The organism is Rhodococcus erythropolis R138 (genome assembly GCF_000696675.2).
GTDB classification, from domain to species: domain Bacteria; phylum Actinomycetota; class Actinomycetes; order Mycobacteriales; family Mycobacteriaceae; genus Rhodococcus_F; species Rhodococcus_F erythropolis.
In genome coordinates this window covers 225,990-246,998 of sequence record NZ_CP007257.1, presented here as the reverse complement: position 1 = coordinate 246,998, position 21,009 = coordinate 225,990, and the positions used below count along the sequence as shown (strand labels likewise).

Sequence of the window (21,009 nt, the reverse complement as noted above, 5' to 3'; positions counted from 1 at the left end):
AAGTTATTGCGCGCTAGACCTCCGATATGGGCCCGGGGAGCGGCCACTCGGCGACGTGAGCAGAGAATCAGCGCGAGGGTCTTTTCTCGGCGAGAGCGGTCAGAAGACGATCACTCCTCGGATGATCTCGGCCCGCCTCATGTCCTCGAAACCGTCATTGATCTCATCCAACGTGTATGTCTTGGTGATCATCTCGTCGAGACGAAGCTTTCCTTCCATGTACAAGCGGAGGAGTAGTGGGACATCGGATCGCGGATTTGCATTGCCGTACCACGACCCGCGAATCGACTTTCTCATCGACGTAAGATCGATGAGGCTGATGTCGATACTGGTTTCCGTGGGATCGCCGACCGACACCTGCACGCAAATGCCGCCCTTGCCCAGCAATGCCATAGCAGGCGCCACGTGCTGGCCGGTCATCTTGTCAACAGTGACTACCACAACGTCAGCCATTGCACCCCAGGTCAACTCCCGCAGAAGATCCAGCGCTTCCTCGGCGGATTCGGCGACATGGGTCGCACCGAATCGCTTGGCTTCGGAACGCTTGAACTCTGACGGGTCGACCACCACGACGTGCCTCGCACCGGCCTGCGCTGCTCCCTGCACCGCGCCACAACCGACGCCGCCCATCCCCAGGATCACCACCGAATCTCCAGCCGTCACCTCGCCGACATAAACCGAGGATCCCCACCCGGTGGTGACGCCGCACCCGACCAGGGCTGCCTTGTCCAGTGGAACGTCCGTTGTGATCTTGATGCATGAGGACTCGTGCACGACAGTGTGTTCGGCAAAGGTCCCTGTCACACACATCAGGTGCGCATCCTTGTCGCGGGCACGGTGCCGAGCTGTACCGTCACTGATTTGAAGACCGATACCCAGATGCGCCCCCATGTCGCACACGCTCGACATTCCCTTCGAACAGGCCCTGCACCGGCCACAAGCGGGAATAAAACTGAAGACGACGTGGTCCCCCTGCTCCAGGTCGTGCACGCCCGGACCCACTCGCTCGACAACGCCAGAACCCTCGTGCCCACCGATGAACGGATACTTCATCACGTTCGTTCCGTCACGCATGTGCTCATCCGAATGACACAGGCCGGTCGCGACCAGCCGTACCAATACTTCACCGTATCGGGGCTCGTCGAGTTCGATCGATTCAACCGACCATGGCTCACCTGGCGCCCATAACACTGCTGCACGTGTCCTCATTTTCGATCCATCTCTTTCTCCCTCGAATGCCGTGTTTCTACTCAGTTGATCCGAGCCAGCAACTGACCCGAACGGGCGAAACGCTTTGTTAATCAATGAAGGTCGCGAGACCACGGCCCGAATTCCTAACCGAGCCCGCTGGATGAGGCACCGCCGTACCGGCGGCGAGATCCGTCTGATAACGGCATGCCTGGCTACAGTTACCACAGCATTCACATCCTCGATCCGGCGATAGGGACGGCACCTAGGGGCCTGACGATGTCTCCACCACTTCGTACCGGTCGGCCGATTGGTACACCCTCCAAGCGTCCGATGAACACGTCGGTTCTCGTTAGTCCACCTGGGCCGGGTCTGAAAGCGTCACGACGCACCTCCATCAAGGCTCAATTTGCCGCTTCGCACCCCGTGACGCATATCGATTGCCCACTGCGCGGACAGTTATTGAGCGACGGGGAGCAATCGGATCCACAATCTCCGAAGACCACATGTCCAAGAAACCTCGCAAGCACTCTGATTTGAGACGTTGTCGCTGACGAACATCGTCGCCCTCCGACATCGTGCGCGCCGCCAGAATGACGGTGTAGCGGCGAGATTCCTCGCCGGATTGTTCGGGAGTGAATCGGTCGCCGACGCGACCACGCCGTCTGCTGAGCCTGTCTACGCAGCGAGTGACGTCCCCGCGCAGAATCGCTTGGCGCTGTATCAAATTCGTGCGGTGTTCCGACGCTGGTGCGTAGCCGAGGACCGGGTACTCGGTTCTCGGTGGAGCGCGCCTCGGCCCGCAACGTGCCGGTGACGCGTATGGCCGGCCGACTCACGGTGCGATGGCACAGAAGCTGTGGCACACGCGTTCCTTCACAATCTGGTCGGGACACTCGGGGTCGAACCACCTGTCCACATAGCCCCAGTGCACCGGATGGTGCATGTACGGGCCGAGCAGTCCGTCCAGATCTGTGAACGACTGTTCCCACACGTGCGTCCACTCACTCGCGCCCTGAGAGGCGCCGACGCGGCTGAGCTGCCAGGACATCATCGAATCGATATACGGCGGCATCCTCAGCAGTTCTTTCTCGAATTTCTCCACAAGCGATCGCGCCGCGCTGTCGTCGACCTTGAGGAGGAGCGCCCGATACACCGATGCCTCGTCGGCACGGGGGCGCGCACCCGTCCAGGAAGGGTCGGTACTGCCCCCCCAGTATTCCACCCCGTCGACGTGGCGCGTGTCATCACCTCGGACGGCTTCGTCGATGATATCGCGCGCGACACACCACTCGTCCTGAGTCGGGAACTCTAGGTGCACAAGGACATCGCCCCCGTTGCGCGCGCCCGCCAGGGTCGGAGAGACGAGCGCCCGGGTCGCCCGGCTCGTGTCCGCCGCAAGCCGCACCCGCGCCACGGCGTCTGCCACCTGACCTTCCGGACGTTCGAGGTGAATCAAACGCGTAACTTTATACATCACACATCTCCTCGACGTCCTCGATCCGCGCCGCCATGGTTCGACTACGCTCCTTGACCATCGGTTCGACCTGGGTCCAGAATGCCGTGACGACCGGGTCGAACCTGCGACCGATGGCCGTCTGCCACCATTCTGCGGAGCCGGACACCGCCCACGTCACCGTCACCACGTTGGAATCATCCTCGAACCACACCGGTGGGCTGAGGAGTATTCCGTCCAGAGCCATCCCCAACCTCTGCGCACGAGGTACGTAGTCGACCCTGTACGCGTCGACGAATGCACGAGCTTTGCCCGGCTCGACGAGGATGCGATCGACGATGAAAATCGTGTGGCCGGTCATGCATCCACGCTAGGTCCAAGCGCCACCCGGCTACGCCCGCCTTCCCGTTGACCGGGAGCCAGATCCTCGGCGTCACCGGCGAAGCAGGTGGCCATCCCCAGCACACCATGAAGAAGATCAGGCGGCCGCGAATTACACCCGGTATGCGCCATAGTCTCAGGGGATAGCGACGGCGACAGGGTTACTGACGCCACGGCGACGCTGACAGCGAAAAACGCTCGAGGACCATCACAATCCCTCCGGCGTTTTCACTAGTCCTGTCAATCGGCCCATCGAGCCGGGTTTCCCGTGAAAGGTTCATCGGTTGACACTCCTGGGCGCCGGGGGTGCGAATGCCGACGGGATTGTGCGAAATTGCCACGTATCGAAGATGAAACCCCGAGAGCGAGGGTGGCGCGAAGAGTTCCGGGACGCAGTGTTCACATTTACACGACGAGCGAATGTTTCGCCGTCCGTTGAACTGTTGCGTCAATGTACTCGAAGGTTTTCCGGCTGAGGCCACATCGGTGCTCGTCGTTGATAGTCTCAGCATCCACTGCCGACCCATAATTCGGAGGGCCGACGACGTCCCCAGGTCGGTCGCCTCGGCTCGCCCCCACCAGTCTGCCTCCGCCCGTCGTCGAGCGAATCCAGAACTGGCGGGACAATGTTGAGCGTCGACCCCACGCGCGGACGTCGCGGCGTCGGATCCACTCCGCATCGACATCGCTTTTCTGTTCTCGAAGAACGTCACCAACCCCCGGTTTGCGTTCGCGGCAGCGGGAGAACAGCCAATGAGTCGCACCGCGCATTCCGGGCATCGAGGTCGTCCGTCTTCGGGGACAGGTTTCGCCAAGTCTTGTGCTATCCGAACCCGCGCTCGATTCCGGATACTGGTTCTGAATCCGTTATTGGATCCTATCTTGTTAGAGTTGAAGACAGCTTGCCGAGAACCCGGAATCACCGGGCCCCTCAAGAAGGAGCACACAAATGGCAGACACTCCAGCCGGACCTCTAGCAGGAATCCGAATCCTCGACTTCACCACGACTTTTTCGGGCCCGTATTGCACGCTCCTGCTCGCCGAACTCGGCGCGGATGTCATCAAGGTGGAGGCTCCGGGAGGAGACATCACGCGAAGTCTCGGCGCCTCCCGCGGGCTCGGGCCAGCCAGTGTCTACATCGCGGGAAATCACAACAAGAACAGCATCGAGCTGGATCTCAAGGTGGAGGCGACGCGGGACACTATCCTCGGCCTCATCAAACGAGCTGACTGCCTGGTGCACAACATGCGGCTGCCCGCCGCAGAGAAGCTGGGCATCGGTCCTGAAACAGCACTCGCGGTTAACCCGCGGCTGGTTCACGCCGCTATCACGGGATACGGAAGCGACGGTCCGTACTCCGGCCGCCCCGCGTACGACGACTGCATCCAAGCTGCATCTGGCATGTCCTGGCTTCAGTCGAACGTGGTAGGCAAGCCCTCGTATGTAGCATCGGCGATCGCGGACAAAGTCAGCGGTCAGGCCGCAGCCAACGCCATCCTTGCGGCACTCCTACGACGTGAACGAAGCGGCGAAGGTCAGGCAGTCGAAATCCCGATGTTCGAGACGATGGTTAGCTTTACTATGATGGAGCAGTGGGGCGGCCGCGCCTTTATCCCTGCCGAGGGGCCCACCGGCTACGCGCGCATGAGATCGATCCATCGCCGTCCCTATGAGACGTCGGACGGCATGATTTCGGTGGTGGTCTACCACGAAGGGCATTGGCGCAGGTTCCTCGACTTTGTCGGCCGCGTAGATGTTCTCGAAGAGGACCGGTTCCGGACGGCCCATTCACGGAACCAGCACATCGACGAGCTGTACATCATCCTCGAAGAGATCCTCGCCGGGCGGTCGACTGCCGAGTGGCTGAAAATCCTCGACGATCTCGACATCCCCGCGACGACGGTGAACACCACCGACGAGCTTTTCGACGACCCCCACCTGCAGGCGGTGAACTTCTTTCAGGAAATCGACGACGCAACCGGCGGCCGGTATCTCGTTGCGCGGACCGCGACTCGCTTCCATGGCACTCCGCCGCCCTCGCCCGCGCAAACGGGTGCACTCGGCAGGACGGGAACCAATCAAGCGAAGATCGATCGCTGGCTTGCCGACTGAGTTGCGACCGGGGGTAGGGGTCACAGGGTCGCGCTCCGTTACGGCGCGTCATGGTGGGTCGAGATGTTCAGTGGTGCGTCGACGCGAAGCCGAGACAGGCTGCGCTGGCTATTCAATAAGCGCCCGTTTCCCTTTCGGCGCTCCTCGTGGTGGCGGCCGCAGCCGTGCAGATGCTCTTCACTCTCACCGTTCGTCCACCCGAGCGTGTCCTCCATCGCGCCCATACCCTGGCGTCCCAGAGTTGCCGTGAGGCAGGGAGGTGGCAGCGTTGATGTGCAGCTGGTCGGACGGGGTGAAATCCAGGTCAGCGATTTGCGTGAGGCCAAGGCTGCGACGTGAGCAGGCAGATCAAGTCGGGCGCCCGGGCGACAGAGGCGCGAATTCCTCGGGAGCTTTCGAGGTCGACACGAGCGTCCGGGGACCCGACGTCACCGGGGAACAGCCACGAGCGAGTCTCTGGAGCGAGGGTGCTCACGCGATGATGGCAGTGGCGAATCAGAGGGTCGACGGCGAGCGGTGGCGGCCGGTTGGCCGGCGACCACCCCGCGCCGCGGTCGATGAGCCGTCGGGTTCGGGCTCGCAACTCGACGGCGCGGCTGTGGTGGCGAATAGGTTTCTCGACCTCACTGCCGGTGGTGACGAGTTGCGGACCAGCACCTCGCTGATCCGCGGCTCGCCCGGCTCGATCCTGTCGACTCTTTCTGCCGCTTCACAGCAGTTGCGCCAGGCATCCTTATACTCGAACGTGACCATCGTCGGCGGTGTTCAGAGATTCAATTGCGGCTCTCCTGCCTTGTAATCTGCACTTACGTAGACCGACTGGTACTCGATGTAAGGCGTCATTCCCTCAACACCGAACTCGCGGCCGAGTCCACTAGCCTTGACTCCACCGAAAGGCGCGCCGAGGTCCATTTGGTAGTAATTCACGCCGACGGTGCCGGTGCGGATGCGCCGAGCGACATCGACGCCACGACGCTCGTCGGCAGTCCAGACCGCCCCGGCGAGGCCGTAGTCGCTGTCGTTTGCGATGGCCACCGCCTCATCCAGGTCGTCGTACGCGATGACCGCGATCACCGGCCCGAACACCTCCTCCTGGGCCAGTCGGCTCGTGTTGTCCACGTCAGCGAAGACTGTCGGCTCGACGAACCATCCGTCCTCCAGGCCTTCCGGCACGCCACCGCCCGTCACGAGCCGTGCGCCAGAGGTCTTGGCCTCCTCGATGTAGCCGAGAACGCGATCGCGGTGGACACGGCCTGCCATCGGCCCGCAAGTCACGGCGGGATCGAGCGCGTCACCGACTACCAGACTCTTCGCGACCCGTGCGACCACGTCAACGACCTGGTCGTAGCGAGACCGCGGAGCCAGGATCCTCGAGAGCAGGACACATGCCTGCCCGTTGTTGACGAACGACGTCGCGGCCAGATTCGCCTCGAACACGTCCAGGTCCGCGTCCTCAAGAACGATCGACGCCGACTTCCCGCCCAATTCGAGAGTGACCGGCCGCATCAGCCGTCCACAGACTTCGCTGATGAGACGGCCCGCGGCCGTGCTGCCGGTGAAGGTGACCTTATCGACGTCGGGATGCGCCACGAGCGCGGCGCTGACGTCGCGATCTGCAGGCACGACATTGATTACACCGGCTGGCAGACCGGCCGCCTCTGCCGCGTCTGCGAGCACGAACGCATCCAAGGCAGTCTCTGGAGAGGGCTTAACGACAACTGTGCATCCGGCGGCGAGTGCCGGCGCGAGTTTTGCCATCGCGATGAGGTGCGGAAAATTCCAGGGGATGATGGCCGCAACGACGCCGACCGGAACCTTGCGGACGACTGTCGCCCCCAGATAGGTGTCCCGAAGGTCTTCGAACCAACCCGATTCCGCCATCGCAGCATACTGGTTGAGGGTGGCAACAGGGACGGATACATTCGCACCGTAGGAAGTCGCGAGCGGTGAGCCGTTCTCGCGACTGATCAACTCTGCGGTCGCCTCACCACGTGACTGGAGTTCGGCTGCAAACCGACGCAACATCTCAGCCCTTTCCGCGGGCGTCGTCCGCCCCCACGGCCCGTCGTCAAACGCGGCTCGCGCAGCAGCGACCGCCGCGTCGATGTCGCCGCGGGCGCCAAGCGGAACCGATCCGAGAGGCTTCCCCGTCGACGCTTCCACCAACTCGTACGAATCGGTAGAAATCGGGGCACACCACCGGCCACCAATGAACAACTCGGTTCTCGTGAAGTTCAGATCTGTCATCACACCGCCTCTGTCGGAATACTGTGACTCTCCGCCGAATTGATGCGGGGAGCCTGCTTGGCAACTCGGTCTACATGTCGACCCAGCCCCATTACAGTGGCGCTCATTCGCGGTCATAATCGCAGGAATGTCCACTACGCGGGAAACTTCAATCCACACACGCCACAGAATCGCGACACTAGCTTCCTGCCGACAGCACTCCTTAACCGATGACAGGCCCTGCTGTCTCACTACTCACCAACAGAAAGGCACACGCACTGTGGCGAGTTCCGTCGAAACAGACGTCCCCCAGGCATATCCGCCGAGCGCAGAGTTCGCTGCGGCCGCCAACGCGGGACCGGAGTTGCAGGCTGCCGCAGATACCGACCGCCTCGCTTTCTGGGCGAATCAGGCTGAGCGCCTTCACTGGCACGAGAAATGGACCGACGTCCTCGACTGGACCGACGCCCCCGTCGCCAAGTGGTTCGTCGGCGGAAAACTCAACGTCGCCTACAACTGCGTCGACCGCCACGTCCTCGCCGGCAACGGCGACCGCGTCGCCATTCACTTCGAAGGCGAACCCGGCGATTCCCGCGATCTGACCTACAACGACCTCCTCGCCGAAGTCAGCCGCGCCGCAAACACTTTCACCGACCTCGGCCTCGTCGCCGGTGACCGCGTCGCAATCTACATGCCGATGATCCCCGAAGCGATCGTCACCATGCTCGCCTGCGCCCGCCTCGGACTGACCCACTCGGTCGTCTTCGCCGGATTCTCCGCCACCGCCCTACGCTCACGCATCGACGACGCCCAAGCCAAACTCGTCGTCACCGTCGACGGCCAGTGGCGACGCGGCGCCGCAGCACCCATCAAAACCGCGGTCGACGAATCCGTCGACGGCGCCGACTCCGTCCAGAACGTGTTGGTGGTCAACCGGACCGGCATCGACGTCGACTGGACCGACGGCCGCGACCTGTGGTGGCACGAAACCGTCGCACAAGCCTCACCCGAGCACGAGGCGCAGGCCTTCGACGCCGAACATCCCCTGTTCATCCTCTACACCTCCGGCACCACCGGTAAGCCCAAGGGCATCATCCACACCTCCGGCGGCTACCTCACCCAAGCCTCCTACACCCACCACAACGTCTTCGATCACAAAGCCGGACAAGACGTCTACTGGTGCACCGCCGACATCGGCTGGGTCACCGGACACTCCTACATCGTCTACGGCCCCCTCTCGAACGGCGTCACCCAGGTCGTCTACGAAGGCACCCCCAACTCCCCGAACGAGCACCGCCACTTCGACATCATCGAGAAGTACGGCGTCTCCATCTACTACACCGCACCCACCCTCGTGCGCACCTTCATGAAGTGGGGCCGCGAGATCCCCGACGCCCACGACCTGTCCTCGATCCGCCTCCTCGGATCTGTGGGCGAGCCCATCAACCCCGAAGCGTGGCGCTGGTTCCGCGAGGTCATCGGCGGCAACAAAGCACCCATCGTCGACACCTGGTGGCAGACCGAGACCGGAGCGATCATGATCTCCCCGCTCCCCGGTATCACCGCCACCAAGCCCGGATCCGCCATGGCACCCCTGCCCGGTATTTCCGCGAAGATCGTCGACGACGACGCCAAGCCCCTCGGCCCCGGCGGCAACGGCTACCTCGTCCTCGACGAGCCGTGGCCGGCGATGCTGCGCGGCATCTGGGGCGACATGGACCGTTACCGCGACACCTACTGGTCCCGCTACGCCGAAGAAGGCTGGTACTTCGCCGGTGACGGCGCCAAGTACGACGACGACGGCGCACTCTGGGTCCTCGGCCGCGTCGACGACGTCATGAATGTCTCCGGTCACCGCATCTCCACCTCCGAAGTGGAATCAGCACTGGTGAACCATCACGGCGTCGCAGAAGCCGCCGTCGTCGGCGCCGCCGACGAGACCACCGGACAAGGCATCGTCGCGTTCGTGATCCTGCGCGAAGGCGTCGAGAACACGGGCGAGGTCCTCATCGCCGAGCTCAAGGCGCAGGTCTCCACCGACATCAGCCCCATCGCCAAACCGCGTCAAATCACGATCGTGCCGGAACTGCCCAAAACCCGATCCGGCAAGATCATGCGCCGCCTCCTGCGCGACGTAGCCGAAGGCCGAGACCTCGGAGACACCTCAACCCTGGTCGACCCCAAGGTATTCGACGCAATACGCGGCAAATAGGGCCAGTTTCAACGGCAGCACGTAGCCAGGGGGAGCGCGGCAGACTCATACAGGTTGAATCGCGTTTGACGTGGGAGTCGTTCTCGTCGCAGCGGCGTGAGTGTGGTCTTGCTCAACGTTCCTGAGGTTCGTGGTCTCCGTATCGACGCCGAAGCGATTTTGAGGAAATCGCGGTCCCGCTAATCGACACGGACTGCCATGCAAGCTCTACGAGAGTGGGATCATCTCCGAACCGGATTGGGCACATGATCTGGTCGCCGAGGCACTCGAATCCTGCTTCGGGTTGTGGCGCGGAAGAGGCAACTCCACGGCAATGATGGACGCGTGCGTGGCGTGTGTTCTGAGGTAAGCGGGTAGTCTCATTGCCTACCTCTGCCAACTAGTTCCACAACACGGAGCCTTCTCGCGCAGGGCGATTGAAATGACCCCGCCAACCTTTGGGCTGAGTCGGCGTTAGTACAACCATTTTGAGGGTTTGCACATCGCCTTGAGGCGTCGGCTCTCGACCCATACGCTTTGAGCCCCCGGCACTGTTGGCAACTGTCACATCACCTTCGCCTTCACAAGGAAGCGACCAGCCGGCCCAAACCGAGCTGCGCGACGCTTTGCGCAGCACCAGGGAGGTGGCAACGCGACTCCCCTCACCTTGGTCCCGTTCACCTGCCAACACCACTGACTTACCCGCGACGACCATGAAAGTCCAAGTTCGGTTAGTGCTTCAAGGCATGCAGGATGAAGGACTTCATGACACCTGTGTTCGGTCATTCGTCTTTGAACTGCGATCAAGACGGATGTCAATATTCCGATGCATTTTTGGATCCAATTCCGGATCAAGTGTTGCATCTCATATTGAGTTCTGTATGGTGATACTGCGATCATCCAGCAGTGCATAGTAATTCGAGTTCTGATGCGGCACTTTCGAGCAGCTGCCACTGCCTGGATCGGGCCCGAATGAGCCGGAAGTGAGACTATCTAATGGCCGGAACTGGCATTGCGCACCCACCTAAAGACGAGAGGCCTGCGTTCGCGAACCTCGTCGTGAAGTTCCCGACTAACGCGGGCCCCATGTTGCATATAATGCCGAACACATCAATTTCGACCTTCTTCGCAGCAACACCCTCGGGAACGTCGGCGAATCCGGTTGGGGAGACTGCCAGCTCCGACCGCTCCAACCTGCAACTTTCGGCACCTAAATCGGACAACGTCAAGATTGACGGCATCGAGCTCGCTACGATGACCACACACACGCTGCGCGAGACCCGCGCGCAGAGGCAGACAACCATGCAAACCCGATCTCGTCGCCGAACCCGTGCCGCCAGGTCAAAGTTCTTATTATCGCCGAACCTCGCACGTGGGGCCGCATCAAAACCATTGTCTCGCTCCGGCGTGAATTGTTGCTACTGGTCGGACTGGACCCGACATCGCCCGAGAGCGCCTCACCGGCGAACACTCAGCGTCAATACCAGCGAGCGTTCATCGTCACACGACGATCCTCATGCGCGACGATCCTGGTCTCAAGCCCCGATGTGCCGACGCAGATGTTGATCTGAAATCCGTTCCTGCAGAACATGATTGAGCATCGTACGCGACATGGCCGCGGTTATGAATATCAGCGATCCCAAGCCCGACATACCCTGCACAGCCCAGGAACCCCACTTACGAGAAGTCGCAGGAAGTCACTACGCCGCTTGCCGCAACGCCTCGCAGATTCCCCGAAAGGAAATCGCATTGAAACACACCGTCTTTACTTCCACTGGGGCACTGCTGCTTTCAGCCGCCGCAGTAGTGGCCCTGACCAGTTGCGCTGGCTCTGGTACCAGTTCCGGAACCGACAGTACGGGAATATCAACCGGACTGGTCGGTGAGCAGTCCGACGGTGGCGAACCTATCGCGGGTGGCACGCTGTCGTTCGCAACATTCAATGGTGTGAGCAGTCTGGATCCGGCAGACCGTCAGGACGGCGGCGCCACCGGTGGCAGTGAAATGGCATCCATCTACGATCTCCTCATCCGGTACGACGCACAGACCCAGGAGTACCAGCCGCAACTGGCGCAGTCGTTGGAGGCGAACAGCGACAACACCATATGGACTTTGAAGCTGCGTCCGAACGCGACCTTCAGCGACGGCACCGCGGTGGATGCAGCGGCGGTGCAGTGGAGTATCAACCACTACCTCGACAAGAAAGCCACACACTCGCAGGTGTGGAAGGGAACGGTCGCGGACATACAGTCCTCGGACCCGGCCACGGTAATTTTCACCCTTAGGCAACCCTGGAACGAGTTCCCCATCATGTTCACCACGGGCCCTGGCATGGTCGTGGCGCCGTCGTCGATGGCATCCGGGACGTTCGCCCCGATCGGTGCCGGTCCCTTCACAGTTGAGAAGTTCGCATCCCAAGACGAATTAGTACTGGCAGCGAACCCGCAGTATTGGAACGGCAAACCAAATCTGGACAAGCTGCGCTTCCCCGCCATAGTCAGCGAGCAGGCGAAGCTCGACGCACTGCACACCGGCGGCATTCAGGCCGCGTACCTACGTGGCGCCGAAGTGGTGCACAACGCCCTTGCCGCTGGGGACGTTGGTTACGTCTACTCCGCGAGCATGGGTGACAACTTAGCTATCAATCAGCGGCCAGGACGGGCGACGTCTGATGTACGAGTCCGAAAAGCTATTGCTGCGGCCTCCAACCCAGAAATTTTCCTTCAGCGGGCCCAAGCCGGCTTCGGAAGCCCGGGCACCGAAATGTTCCAGTCGTGGTCGCGATGGCACGGCGAAATCGCAGGCCCCGGTTACGACCCCGAGGCGGCGAAGAAGCTACTCGCCGAGGCCAAGGCAGACGGATATGACGGCAAGCTCACGTACGTCGGCCTCAACGACCCAGGCACCCAACAGAGCGCATTGGCCGTCCAATCGATGCTGCAGGCAGTAGGTTTCACCGTCGACATCGTCTACGCCACAAGCATCAACGATCTGGTCAAACGCATGTATGCCCAGCATGACTACGACATCGGCAACAGCGGGTTCAACATCCTCGACGAATCGCCGTACGTGCGAATGTACGGCAACTTCTACAGCGAATCTCCGTCTAACGTACTCGGATACCAGAACCCCGAGATGGACACTTTGCTCGGCAAGCTGCAGACCGCTCCATCCGAGAGCGAGCGCCGAATGGTGCTTGAGAAGATCCAGACACTAGTCAACGAAACCGTGCCATCGGTTCCCCTCAGCGCAGCTAAACTCTTCATCCCCTGGAGCAAGAACGTCCATGGAGTCACGCCAAGTGCGGACGGCATCATGTTGTTCGGAAAGACTTGGCTATCAAACGATTCCTCGCAGTGACAAATGTCGACACGCAATTTTCCGTAGGAGCCGATCCAGATTGGTTCACCAAGCGAAGGATGACAACGTGGCAGACTTGACGGGACGCAAAGCCCTAGTAACTGGCGCAGCGCATCCCGAGGGCATCGGGCAGGGGATCGTAGGTGCATTGTTGCGGGCAGGTGCTGATGTGATTTTCTCTGACGTCGACGATGACGCTGCCCTCCGCTCCCTCGAAATCTTGGACCGTGAACACGGACAAGGTCGCACCCACTACCTTCACCACGATGTGTCGTCCGAGCAGGACTGGGTGCGCGTGCGGGAAGAAATCGTCGCACGTTTTGAGGGCCTCGACATCTTGGTCAATAACGCTGGCTCAAGCTTCGCAGGTACCTTGGAGACCGTCGAGCTTGAGCACCTCCAACGCTGCATGGCGGTAAACTTCGAGAGTCAGTTTCTGGGGCTCAAGACGTTTCGAAATATTCTTGTAAAGCGGTCTACCTATTGGGCTGGCGGCACCACTGTGATCAACAATTCGTCGATCGGTGCTTACACCGGTGACCCGAGTAATCTTCCCTACAGCGTTTCCAAAGCAGCCGCGCGCATGCTAACGATGTGCGCCGCTCGCGAGTTGGGTCCGCACAAAGTTCGGGTGAACTCGATCCATGTCGGAATGATCGATACGCCACTGCTTCGGGCGTCGTTCGCACGTCGCGTCCAACTCGGACAGGCGCTCGACGTGGAAGAACTGCAAGAAAATCTGAAGTCGAGGGTGCCTCTCGGTCGCATAGGGACCCCTGATGACGCTGGCGAACTGACTGCGTTTCTCGCATCAGATGCGGCGCAGTACATCACGGCAGCCTCTTTTGTGTGCGACGGAGGGATGCTGACAAAGGTCTGACGGATTATGTGTCAGAGACGGTGGCGACGGCTGGCGACACCGTCGACATCGGAGGATTCGTTCGTTCCGGTGCATGCCGGTTTCAGGCCAATCTGTGAGCTCGGGATCTTCCCGATCCCCCAAGCAATATCTCGGCAGATGGATCCTTGCCGAGAAACACTTCCTTCGCACAGACATTGGAGCAAGTTAATCGCAACATTGCGGCATAGACCCCGCGTTTCGGACTCGGATGGTCGAACTTGACGGGTGCATTTCTGGTGCTGTCGCAGGCTTTCGGGGACGAGACTGCGTTCCGGCGGGTCATCGGGGAAATCCAGACTCCGCGGAAGGAGACAGCTCCCAATGTTTCGACAAGTGCGTTGATGACTTCCGTCACTTGGCAGAAAGTCGTGCACGGGTGGCGCCAACTGCCGCCACCATGATCCTGGTGTGACGAAGCCGCGGACAGTAACCCCTTGCCGCAAAGAAGAATCGGGACAGATCAGGTAAATACATCAATGCGTGTCCAGTTCCGCAATTATTCCCTCGAAACTAGACACGTTAACCGAGTCGAACGAAGACCTGAAATCAGAGGAACTGCTGTGTATTGCGAGCTCGCTGTCCGAAGGAGACGAAATCGATGAACATCGGCGCAATAGGTAAGAAATTGGGCCAGCTCGTCATTGTGATCCTGATCGTCAGCTTCGGAACCTTCGTGCTGGCATCACTGATCCCCGGCGATCCCGCTGTCTCCGTTCTCGGTGAAGGCCGAACGCCTGCCGAGTACGAGGAGGTTCGGCAGCAGCTCGGGCTCAACGATCCACTCCTGGTTCGCTATTGGGACTGGCTGACCAGCGCTCTCCAGGGCGACCTCGGCAACTCGCTCGTTCCCCCGCAGCAGGACGTCCTCACCGCGATCAGTTCCGCTCTCCCCGTCAGCGTTCAGTTGGCAGTGATGGGTCTGGTCATCGCCCTCGTCGTCGCAGTTCCGCTCGCACTCTGGTCGGCGCACCACGAGGGTGGCGTCATCGACCGCGTCATCAGCGCCGCGACGTTCGGTGTTCTGTCCGTCCCGAGCTTCCTCGCCGGTCTGTTGCTGATCATGGTCACCGTCAACTGGCTCGGCTGGTTCCCGCGATCACAGTGGGTGCGCATCGGAGACAGCCTGTCCGGAAACCTCTCACACGCAATACTTCCCGCGATCACCATCAGCCTCCTCGAGATGGCGATGTTCACTCGCGTTCTCCGCTCCGACCTGGTGACGACGCTCCGTGAGGATTACATCCTCGCGTCGAAGGCCAAGGGAATGCCCACGCTGCGAGTGCTTTTCAGTGACGCGCTTCGCCCGTCGTCGTTCTCGCTCATCACGATGATGGGTCTGGCTCTCGGCGGCATGATCGGCAGCACCGTGATCGTCGAGACGCTGTTCTCGCTGCCCGGAATGGGCACGCTCATCGTCCGCGCAGCGCAGCAGGGTGATTCACCGATGCTGCTGGGCGCGGTGGTCGTGATCGCGGTCATCTACGTCCTCGTCAACAGTGCGATCGATGTTCTGTACACCTATCTTGACCCGAGGAGTCGTCGTGTCCATGTCTGAAGTGACGCCAGACGGAGCGGCCCCGTCGCCGGCCCCGTCCGAGGTGATGACATACCGGCAGCAGACAGTCCTGCTGGCTCCCGGTCCCGTCGAGACGTTGGAACAGCCCAAGAATCTGGTCCTGATCGGATCGATTCTCACGGTGGTCGGCGTTGCGCTGCTCGGCACCGCACTCTTCGGTTCGGCCATCATGATGACCGTCCGCATCGTGCTCGCGCTCGTTGCCCTGGTTTTCCTCTTCAAAGGTCTCGGCAAACTCGGTACGTCCAAGTGGGGCAGTCAGTTCGATCTCTCGTACTGGCTGGCGTGCATCTGGCTGGTCGCACTGATCCTGGCCGCGATCTTCGCACCGCTGCTGCCGCTCGGTGAGTACAAGGACACGGTCAAGACCTTGGCCGAGCCGGGCTTCGCCTCGCCGAGCCTGCTGTCAGATCACCCGTTGGGTACCAACAACTTCGGTCTCGACCTGCTTGCCCGCGCTTTGTTCGGTGCTCGAGCATCCTTGACCGTGGCAATCTGCGCCGTACTGATCGGCATGATCATCGGGGGCACCATCGGCGTCATGGCCGGTTACTTCCGCGGCAAGGTCGACGCAGTCGTCGGAATCCTGACCAACTCCCTGCTGGCCATTCCTTCCCTGGTGCTGTTGATCGCACTGGCGGCGGTGCTCACGTCGAACCTGCGCAACATCACCCTTGCACTTTCGATTCTCTGCATTCCCAGCATGGTTCGAATCGCCAGGGCCAACACCATCGTCGTCGCCCAACGGGAGTTCGTGCTTGCCGCGAGGGCGATGGGCGCCACCAAATGGCGCGTCATCTGGCGCGAGCTGGTTCCCAACGTCCTCGTCCCCGTCGCCGCGCTCGGCCTGGTGGCCGTCTCCGGCCTGATCGTCGCGGAAGCGTCACTCAGCTTCCTCGGACTCGGTATCGCACAACCTGATCCGACGTGGGGCAACATGATTGCGGAAGGTCAGGGCGGGATCGTGGAGAAGCATCCGTTCATCGTCCTGGTACCAGGCGTCTTCCTCTTCCTGACGGTGTTCTCCTTCAACCTCATCGGCGAGAAGTATCGGAGTAAGCTGTGACCACTTCAGCTCAGCACGGCGTTCCGCTGCTGCAGGCGGACAACATCAGAACCGTATTCGCCACTCCCCGTGGCCAGTTGCGAGCAGTCGACGGCGTCTCGATCCACGTCTCCGCCGGCGAGACTCTCGGCATCGTCGGTGAATCCGGTTCCGGCAAGTCGGTTCTCGGACGCACCATCATGGGATTGCTCCAGAAGGGTCCGGCTCTCGACATCACCGGAACGGTGACGTTTGCCGGCCGCGACATGTCGACGATGAAGAAGTCGGAGATGAAGCACTTCTGGGGACCCGAGATCGCCATGGTCTTCCAGGATCCGATGACCTCGCTCAATCCGTTCAAGCGCATCGGTACCCACATCACCGAATCCTTGAAGTTCCACCTGGGTCTGAAGAAGGACGCGGCCCGCGATCGCGCAGCGGAACTCCTGTCGATGGTGGGCATCCCCGAGCCGAAGCGTCGGCTCGATCAGTACCCACACGAACTGTCGGGCGGTATGCGACAGCGCGTGGTCATCGCGATGGCCCTGGCCTGCGAGCCGAAACTGCTGATCGCCGACGAGCCGACCACCGCCCTCGACGTGACGGTGCAGAAGCAGATTCTCGATCTGCTCGCCTCACTCAACGACAAGCTCAACATGGCCGTCATCCTGATCAGCCACGACCTCGGTGTGGTCTCGGGTCGATCGGACCGTGTTGCGGTCATGTACGCCGGTTCCGTCGTGGAAACGTCGGCAACCGAAGAGTTGTTCACTCGTCCTCGCCACCCGTACACCGAAGCGCTGATGGCCGCGATTCCGCGACTCGAATCACCGACGCACACAGTGCTGCAGACAATTCCGGGCGGTCTCCCGGACATGACGAAGCCGATCACCGGCTGCCGCTTCGCCGCCCGCTGCCGTTACGCCCAGGACGACTGCCTGACCGGCGACCCGGCCCTGGCACCCGGCGGTCCGGGAGACAACACAACCGAAAGCCACACGTTCGCGTGCCACTACCCGGTCGACACCCCGGAAGGCACAACGGCATTGGTCGCCAACGAGAAGGCCGGCACTACCGCAGCGGGCCTGACGCTCGCGGTGAAGGAGATGGTCTGATGACTGCAGCAACCGATACCAGAAAGCCAGAGACGGTGGACGCGGCCCTGACGGTCGAGGACCTGGTCGTCGAATTCAACGTCGGCAAGGGCCAGACCGTTCACGCCGTGTCCGGAATCAGCTTCACCGTCGCTCCGGGCGAAACCTTGGGCGTGGTCGGTGAATCCGGCTGTGGCAAGTCCACGGCGGGCCGGGCGATCATGCAGCTGCCCTCACCGACGTCGGGCTCCATTCGCCTGGGTGAGACGGAAATGACGGCACTGGGCGCGGAGGAATTGCGTCGCAGCCGCACTCAGTTGCAGATGATCTTCCAGGACCCGATCTCCTCCCTGAACCCGCGACGCAAGGTCAAAGCTCTCATCACCGAGGGTCCGTCGATCTGGGGCGGAAAAGACAAGGCCGCCATCGAAGCTCGGGCGCGCGAGGTTCTTGCCGAGGTCGGGCTGGACCCGGACATGGTGTGGGACCGAACCCCGCGCGAACTCTCGGGTGGTCAGTGCCAGCGCGTGTGCATCGCCCGCGCATTGATGCTCGACCCCAAGGTCCTGATCTGTGACGAGCCGGTCTCGAGCCTCGACGTCTCCGTGCAGGCGCAGATTCTGAACCTGCTCGAGGACGCGAAGAAGCGTCACGGGCTGTCTTTGCTGTTCATCGCGCACAACATGGCCGTCGTGAAGAACATCAGCGACCGCGTGATGATCATGTACTTGGGCCGCGTCTGCGAAATCGTTCCCGCAGAAGACATGCAGAACCGCGCGCTGCACCCGTACACGCAGCTACTGCTGTCGTCGATTCCCGATCCCGACGCCACCGTCACCGCGGCGCAGAACGTCGAGCAGAAGGTCATCGAACTGCCCTCGCCGCTCAATCCGCCCAGTGGCTGCCGCTTCCGCACGCGGTGCCCGCTGGCCACCGATCTCTGCGCCGAGGAAGTTCCCGAACTTCGTCTCGTCGAGGGCGGACACCAGGTGGCGTGCCACCACGTATGAGATGAACTAGACCCATCGTCACGCAACACTCACCCCGCGGGGCAGCCTCTCAAGAAACGGTGCCTATGACCAAGTCTGCTCAGATGTTTCAGGGTGGGGTGCGAAGACGACGATCCACCGTTGGCGCGCCGTCCGTCGGCACCATGGAGCTGTCATGTCGGTGCGGACGAGGATCTGCGATGCCCCTTTCGATGGACCACAACAGGGAACCAGGGATCACGTCCAACCGTGCGCCAACATGCCAGCCCTCTGACAACCGCATCGACCGATCAACCAGGAAGCGCTGTCAACCATCACAGAGATTTCATCCCGAGACACAGGTGCGCCACATGAACGACTTCGCGAAACCGCACGTCGAGTACGGAAACATCAACTTCGAGTGCGCGCGCCAAAACTACGCCCCCGGCTCACAAAGAACCCCCCGATACACGGCTTGGGCTCAGCGCAGTCGTGGGCCGAAATAACCTAAATATGACCAATTCCAGTCCAGATCGTCCCCAACAGAGTGTTGACATAGGAGTTTCACCGGATTTATGGTCAGCGTGTTCCTCTACCTTCCGCTAACTTCTCTCGGCCAGAACATCTTCGGTGTACCTACACCGGAACCGATACCGCCACTCACGCTTTGGACAGACCTGCACCAGACGGCGGCATCTTTCTGGATCAGCTGGTGGGGCGGGTGGGTTGTATGTCTGCTTCCCTCACCAATGGGCATGGGACGTTCTCGCTCACGCCGCTTCGGAACCGGGTACATGATTGCCTGTACCCCCGTGTGCATTTTGATTGCGGCCGCAATGTCGTCCTACTACATCGGAGGGCAAGTTCCACTTGGATGATTCAGAAGCAATCGCGCCTGTCGTAGCCATCACCGGCACTCCCGATCAGAGCTGCAATACTATCCAGCACAGTCATTTTCGCGAAGACAATAGTTGCATCTTCGGTGAGTTCACGGTCGTAACACAGAGCAGTCCCGAGGTGTACCGCACCATCCAGGCGTCCCACTCCTGCGATACGTCACCGGCAGCGAGGATTACATCGCCTTCGTTCTCCCGACGCGGTCGTCCGCCACCAGCGCTGGACAACTGGCACGCAAGGCTGCGAGGCCGCCTCGACGGCACTCATTCCGCGCACAGCTGAAGTCGACTGAACCCACTGCGGTGAAACACGATCGGCATGGCATCCCGCATCTCTAGCCAGTTCACCCGCATCAGCACGATGACGTGATCCCCTGCAGGTACCTCCTGGGTCACCGTTGTATCCAGCCACGCGCACGCCCCGTCCACGAACATGGCACCCTCATCCGTAGTCGTGGTCGCCAACCCGTCGAACCTGTTGCCGGTCTTCGCCGCCAGGGTCCGCACCGCGCCCTCGTGCACCTCCCCAAGCACACTGACGCCAAGTCGCTCCCCAGTGCGCAACTTCGGCCACGTTGTCGAGGTGTCCTGCACACAGAACGCGACCAGGGGCGGATCCAGCGACACACCGACGAAGCTACTCGCCGCGAGCCCCATCGGCTCGCCGTCGAACGCAGCACAGATCGCCACGACCCCACTGGGGAACTGCCCAAACGCATGACGCAGCGTGGCCGAATCGAGACCCGTCTGGGTGAGAGTCATCGTGCTTCCGTCCCGGTGGTCGTAGCGGCCAGCAGGATCTTGCCCCACCGCTCCACATAGTCAGCGATGAGCGAATCCGTCGAATATGTCGAATCGATGAGATACAAACCAGGGGCCGGCACCGTTGCACCCAGTTCCACCAACACCGGCTTCAAAAAAACATCCGGGGCCATCGTATGGCCTGGACCCGCCCCCAACATCACCGGCACCACCACATCCCGCAATCCTTCACCGCCGGCGAACTGGTCCAGGAACACCTTCAGCACCCCGTGTACGTGGCCTTGAATGTCGGCGATGCCACCACCACCAGATCTGACGACGACACCGACTCCACCGCACCCTTCACCGCATTGTCTCCCCACTCCAACAGCCCGGATCCCAACGCGATCACGTCCACTACCGCATCGGGCTCCGAACCAGTCAGTGCTCGAGAAAGAGTCGAGGCCGCATCCAATGTCCGCGAGCCGGGCTTCGGGTTTCATGCCACGACAGTCAATTTCATAATTTGGTTCCCTTCGAAGTTGAAAGGTTGGGCCCGGAGGCCCGGTTGGTTCTCCTGTGAACGGGTTCACGAATGTGCCGTCCTACCTCGCTACACTCGGCGCCTGCGCCGATGCGTCATCTGTCGGCCACATCGTCGAACTGCCCGAAGCGGAAACCTCGACGGCTCCGCCATCAAGTCTGGACCGAGTTCCTTGATGTCGCCGCCCATGCAGTCCTCGAAAGGTCTCATTCGGGTGTTCGGTCCTGGATAGTGCATGAGGGTGAAATTCGGCGATCACTCCGATCGGCGGCGATCTCCATGGCAGACCGGAGCGAATACCGAAAACCGTTGTACAAGAATGACTATCC

Annotated in this window: 13 protein-coding genes and 2 pseudogenes; 8 read left to right on the top strand and 7 right to left on the bottom strand. The window is 61.3% G+C overall.

The genetic code is table 11. From position 1 onward, the window contains the following. Nucleotides 1-99: 99 nt before the first annotated feature. From H351_RS30210 to H351_RS30200, 3 genes are all read right to left on the bottom strand, one after another. Nucleotides 100-1,209, bottom strand: coding sequence for an NDMA-dependent alcohol dehydrogenase (locus H351_RS30210; protein ID WP_030003143.1), 1,110 nt, complete (start codon nucleotides 1,207-1,209; stop codon nucleotides 100-102). Between the two features lie 814 nt (nucleotides 1,210-2,023). Beyond that, nucleotides 2,024-2,617 (bottom strand): Dabb family protein, encoded by a 594-nt coding sequence (locus H351_RS30205; RefSeq protein WP_338051109.1) that lies wholly within the window; start codon nucleotides 2,615-2,617, stop codon nucleotides 2,024-2,026. Nucleotides 2,618-2,657: 40 nt separating this feature from the next. Then, nucleotides 2,658-3,005: a hypothetical protein gene (locus H351_RS30200; protein ID WP_030003145.1), complete on the bottom strand. Its 348-nt coding sequence runs from the start codon at nucleotides 3,003-3,005 to the stop codon at nucleotides 2,658-2,660. A 969-nt stretch (nucleotides 3,006-3,974) separates the two neighbouring features. Between H351_RS30200 and H351_RS30195 the strand changes: the two genes are divergently transcribed. After that, complete coding sequence (locus H351_RS30195) at nucleotides 3,975-5,138, top strand: CaiB/BaiF CoA transferase family protein (protein ID WP_051636678.1); 1,164 nt, start codon at nucleotides 3,975-3,977, stop codon at nucleotides 5,136-5,138. Between the two features lie 765 nt (nucleotides 5,139-5,903). Here H351_RS30195 and H351_RS30190 read toward each other — a convergent pair. After that, complete coding sequence (locus H351_RS30190) at nucleotides 5,904-7,385, bottom strand: aldehyde dehydrogenase (protein ID WP_030003148.1); 1,482 nt, start codon at nucleotides 7,383-7,385, stop codon at nucleotides 5,904-5,906. A 259-nt stretch (nucleotides 7,386-7,644) separates the two neighbouring features. On the opposite strand from H351_RS30190, the gene acs reads away from it, so the two are divergent. From acs to H351_RS30150, 7 genes are all read left to right on the top strand, one after another. Beyond that, nucleotides 7,645-9,576 (top strand): acetate--CoA ligase, encoded by a 1,932-nt coding sequence (gene acs / locus H351_RS30185; RefSeq protein WP_059016410.1) that lies wholly within the window; start codon nucleotides 7,645-7,647, stop codon nucleotides 9,574-9,576. 1,926 nt (nucleotides 9,577-11,502) lie between these two features. Further along, nucleotides 11,503-12,915: an ABC transporter substrate-binding protein gene (locus tag H351_RS30175; RefSeq protein WP_244891534.1), complete on the top strand. Its 1,413-nt coding sequence runs from the start codon at nucleotides 11,503-11,505 to the stop codon at nucleotides 12,913-12,915. A 67-nt stretch (nucleotides 12,916-12,982) separates the two neighbouring features. Further along, a complete protein-coding gene (locus H351_RS30170; protein ID WP_030003151.1) occupies nucleotides 12,983-13,795 on the top strand; it encodes an SDR family NAD(P)-dependent oxidoreductase in 813 nt (270 codons plus the stop codon). Nucleotides 13,796-14,414: 619 nt separating this feature from the next. Beyond that, nucleotides 14,415-15,371, top strand: a complete 957-nt coding sequence (locus tag H351_RS30165; protein WP_003943571.1) for an ABC transporter permease — start codon at nucleotides 14,415-14,417, stop codon at nucleotides 15,369-15,371. Continuing rightward, the gene (locus H351_RS30160) at nucleotides 15,358-16,458 is read left to right on the top strand and encodes an ABC transporter permease (RefSeq protein ID WP_003943581.1); all 1,101 of its coding nucleotides are present in this window, start codon (nucleotides 15,358-15,360) and stop codon (nucleotides 16,456-16,458) included. Before H351_RS30165 ends, H351_RS30160 begins: the two co-directional genes overlap by 14 nt. Further along, complete coding sequence (locus tag H351_RS30155) at nucleotides 16,455-17,552, top strand: ABC transporter ATP-binding protein (protein ID WP_059016408.1); 1,098 nt, start codon at nucleotides 16,455-16,457, stop codon at nucleotides 17,550-17,552. Before H351_RS30160 ends, H351_RS30155 begins: the two co-directional genes overlap by 4 nt. Continuing rightward, nucleotides 17,552-18,541, top strand: coding sequence for an ABC transporter ATP-binding protein (locus H351_RS30150; RefSeq protein ID WP_029256850.1), 990 nt, complete (start codon nucleotides 17,552-17,554; stop codon nucleotides 18,539-18,541). Before H351_RS30155 ends, H351_RS30150 begins: the two co-directional genes overlap by 1 nt. A 959-nt stretch (nucleotides 18,542-19,500) precedes the next feature. Here H351_RS30150 and H351_RS31730 read toward each other — a convergent pair. The 3 genes and pseudogenes from H351_RS31730 to H351_RS30140 form a co-directional block, all read right to left on the bottom strand. After that, a pseudogene (locus tag H351_RS31730) lies at nucleotides 19,501-19,694 on the bottom strand (3,4-dihydroxy-2-butanone-4-phosphate synthase); the annotation flags it as partial. Then, nucleotides 19,660-20,157, bottom strand: coding sequence for a flavin reductase family protein (locus H351_RS30145; RefSeq protein WP_029256851.1), 498 nt, complete (start codon nucleotides 20,155-20,157; stop codon nucleotides 19,660-19,662). The pseudogene H351_RS31730 and the gene H351_RS30145, both read right to left, overlap by 35 nt. Next, nucleotides 20,154-20,611: pseudogene (locus H351_RS30140) on the bottom strand (NADPH-dependent FMN reductase). Before H351_RS30140 ends, H351_RS30145 begins: the two are co-directional and overlap by 4 nt. Between the last annotated feature and the right edge of the window lie 398 nt (nucleotides 20,612-21,009).

Coding starts and splice junctions, on each gene's coding strand:
- H351_RS30210 (WP_030003143.1), bottom strand. CDS start 1,209: ATGAGGACACGTGCAGCAGTGTTATGGGCGCCAGGTGAGCCATGGTCG.
- H351_RS30200 (WP_030003145.1), bottom strand. CDS start 3,005: ATGACCGGCCACACGATTTTCATCGTCGATCGCATCCTCGTCGAGCCG.
- H351_RS30195 (WP_051636678.1), top strand. CDS start 3,975: ATGGCAGACACTCCAGCCGGACCTCTAGCAGGAATCCGAATCCTCGAC.
- H351_RS30190 (WP_030003148.1), bottom strand. CDS start 7,385: ATGACAGATCTGAACTTCACGAGAACCGAGTTGTTCATTGGTGGCCGG.
- H351_RS30165 (WP_003943571.1), top strand. CDS start 14,415: ATGAACATCGGCGCAATAGGTAAGAAATTGGGCCAGCTCGTCATTGTG.
- H351_RS30150 (WP_029256850.1), top strand. CDS start 17,552: ATGACTGCAGCAACCGATACCAGAAAGCCAGAGACGGTGGACGCGGCC.
- H351_RS30145 (WP_029256851.1), bottom strand. CDS start 20,157: ATGACTCTCACCCAGACGGGTCTCGATTCGGCCACGCTGCGTCATGCG.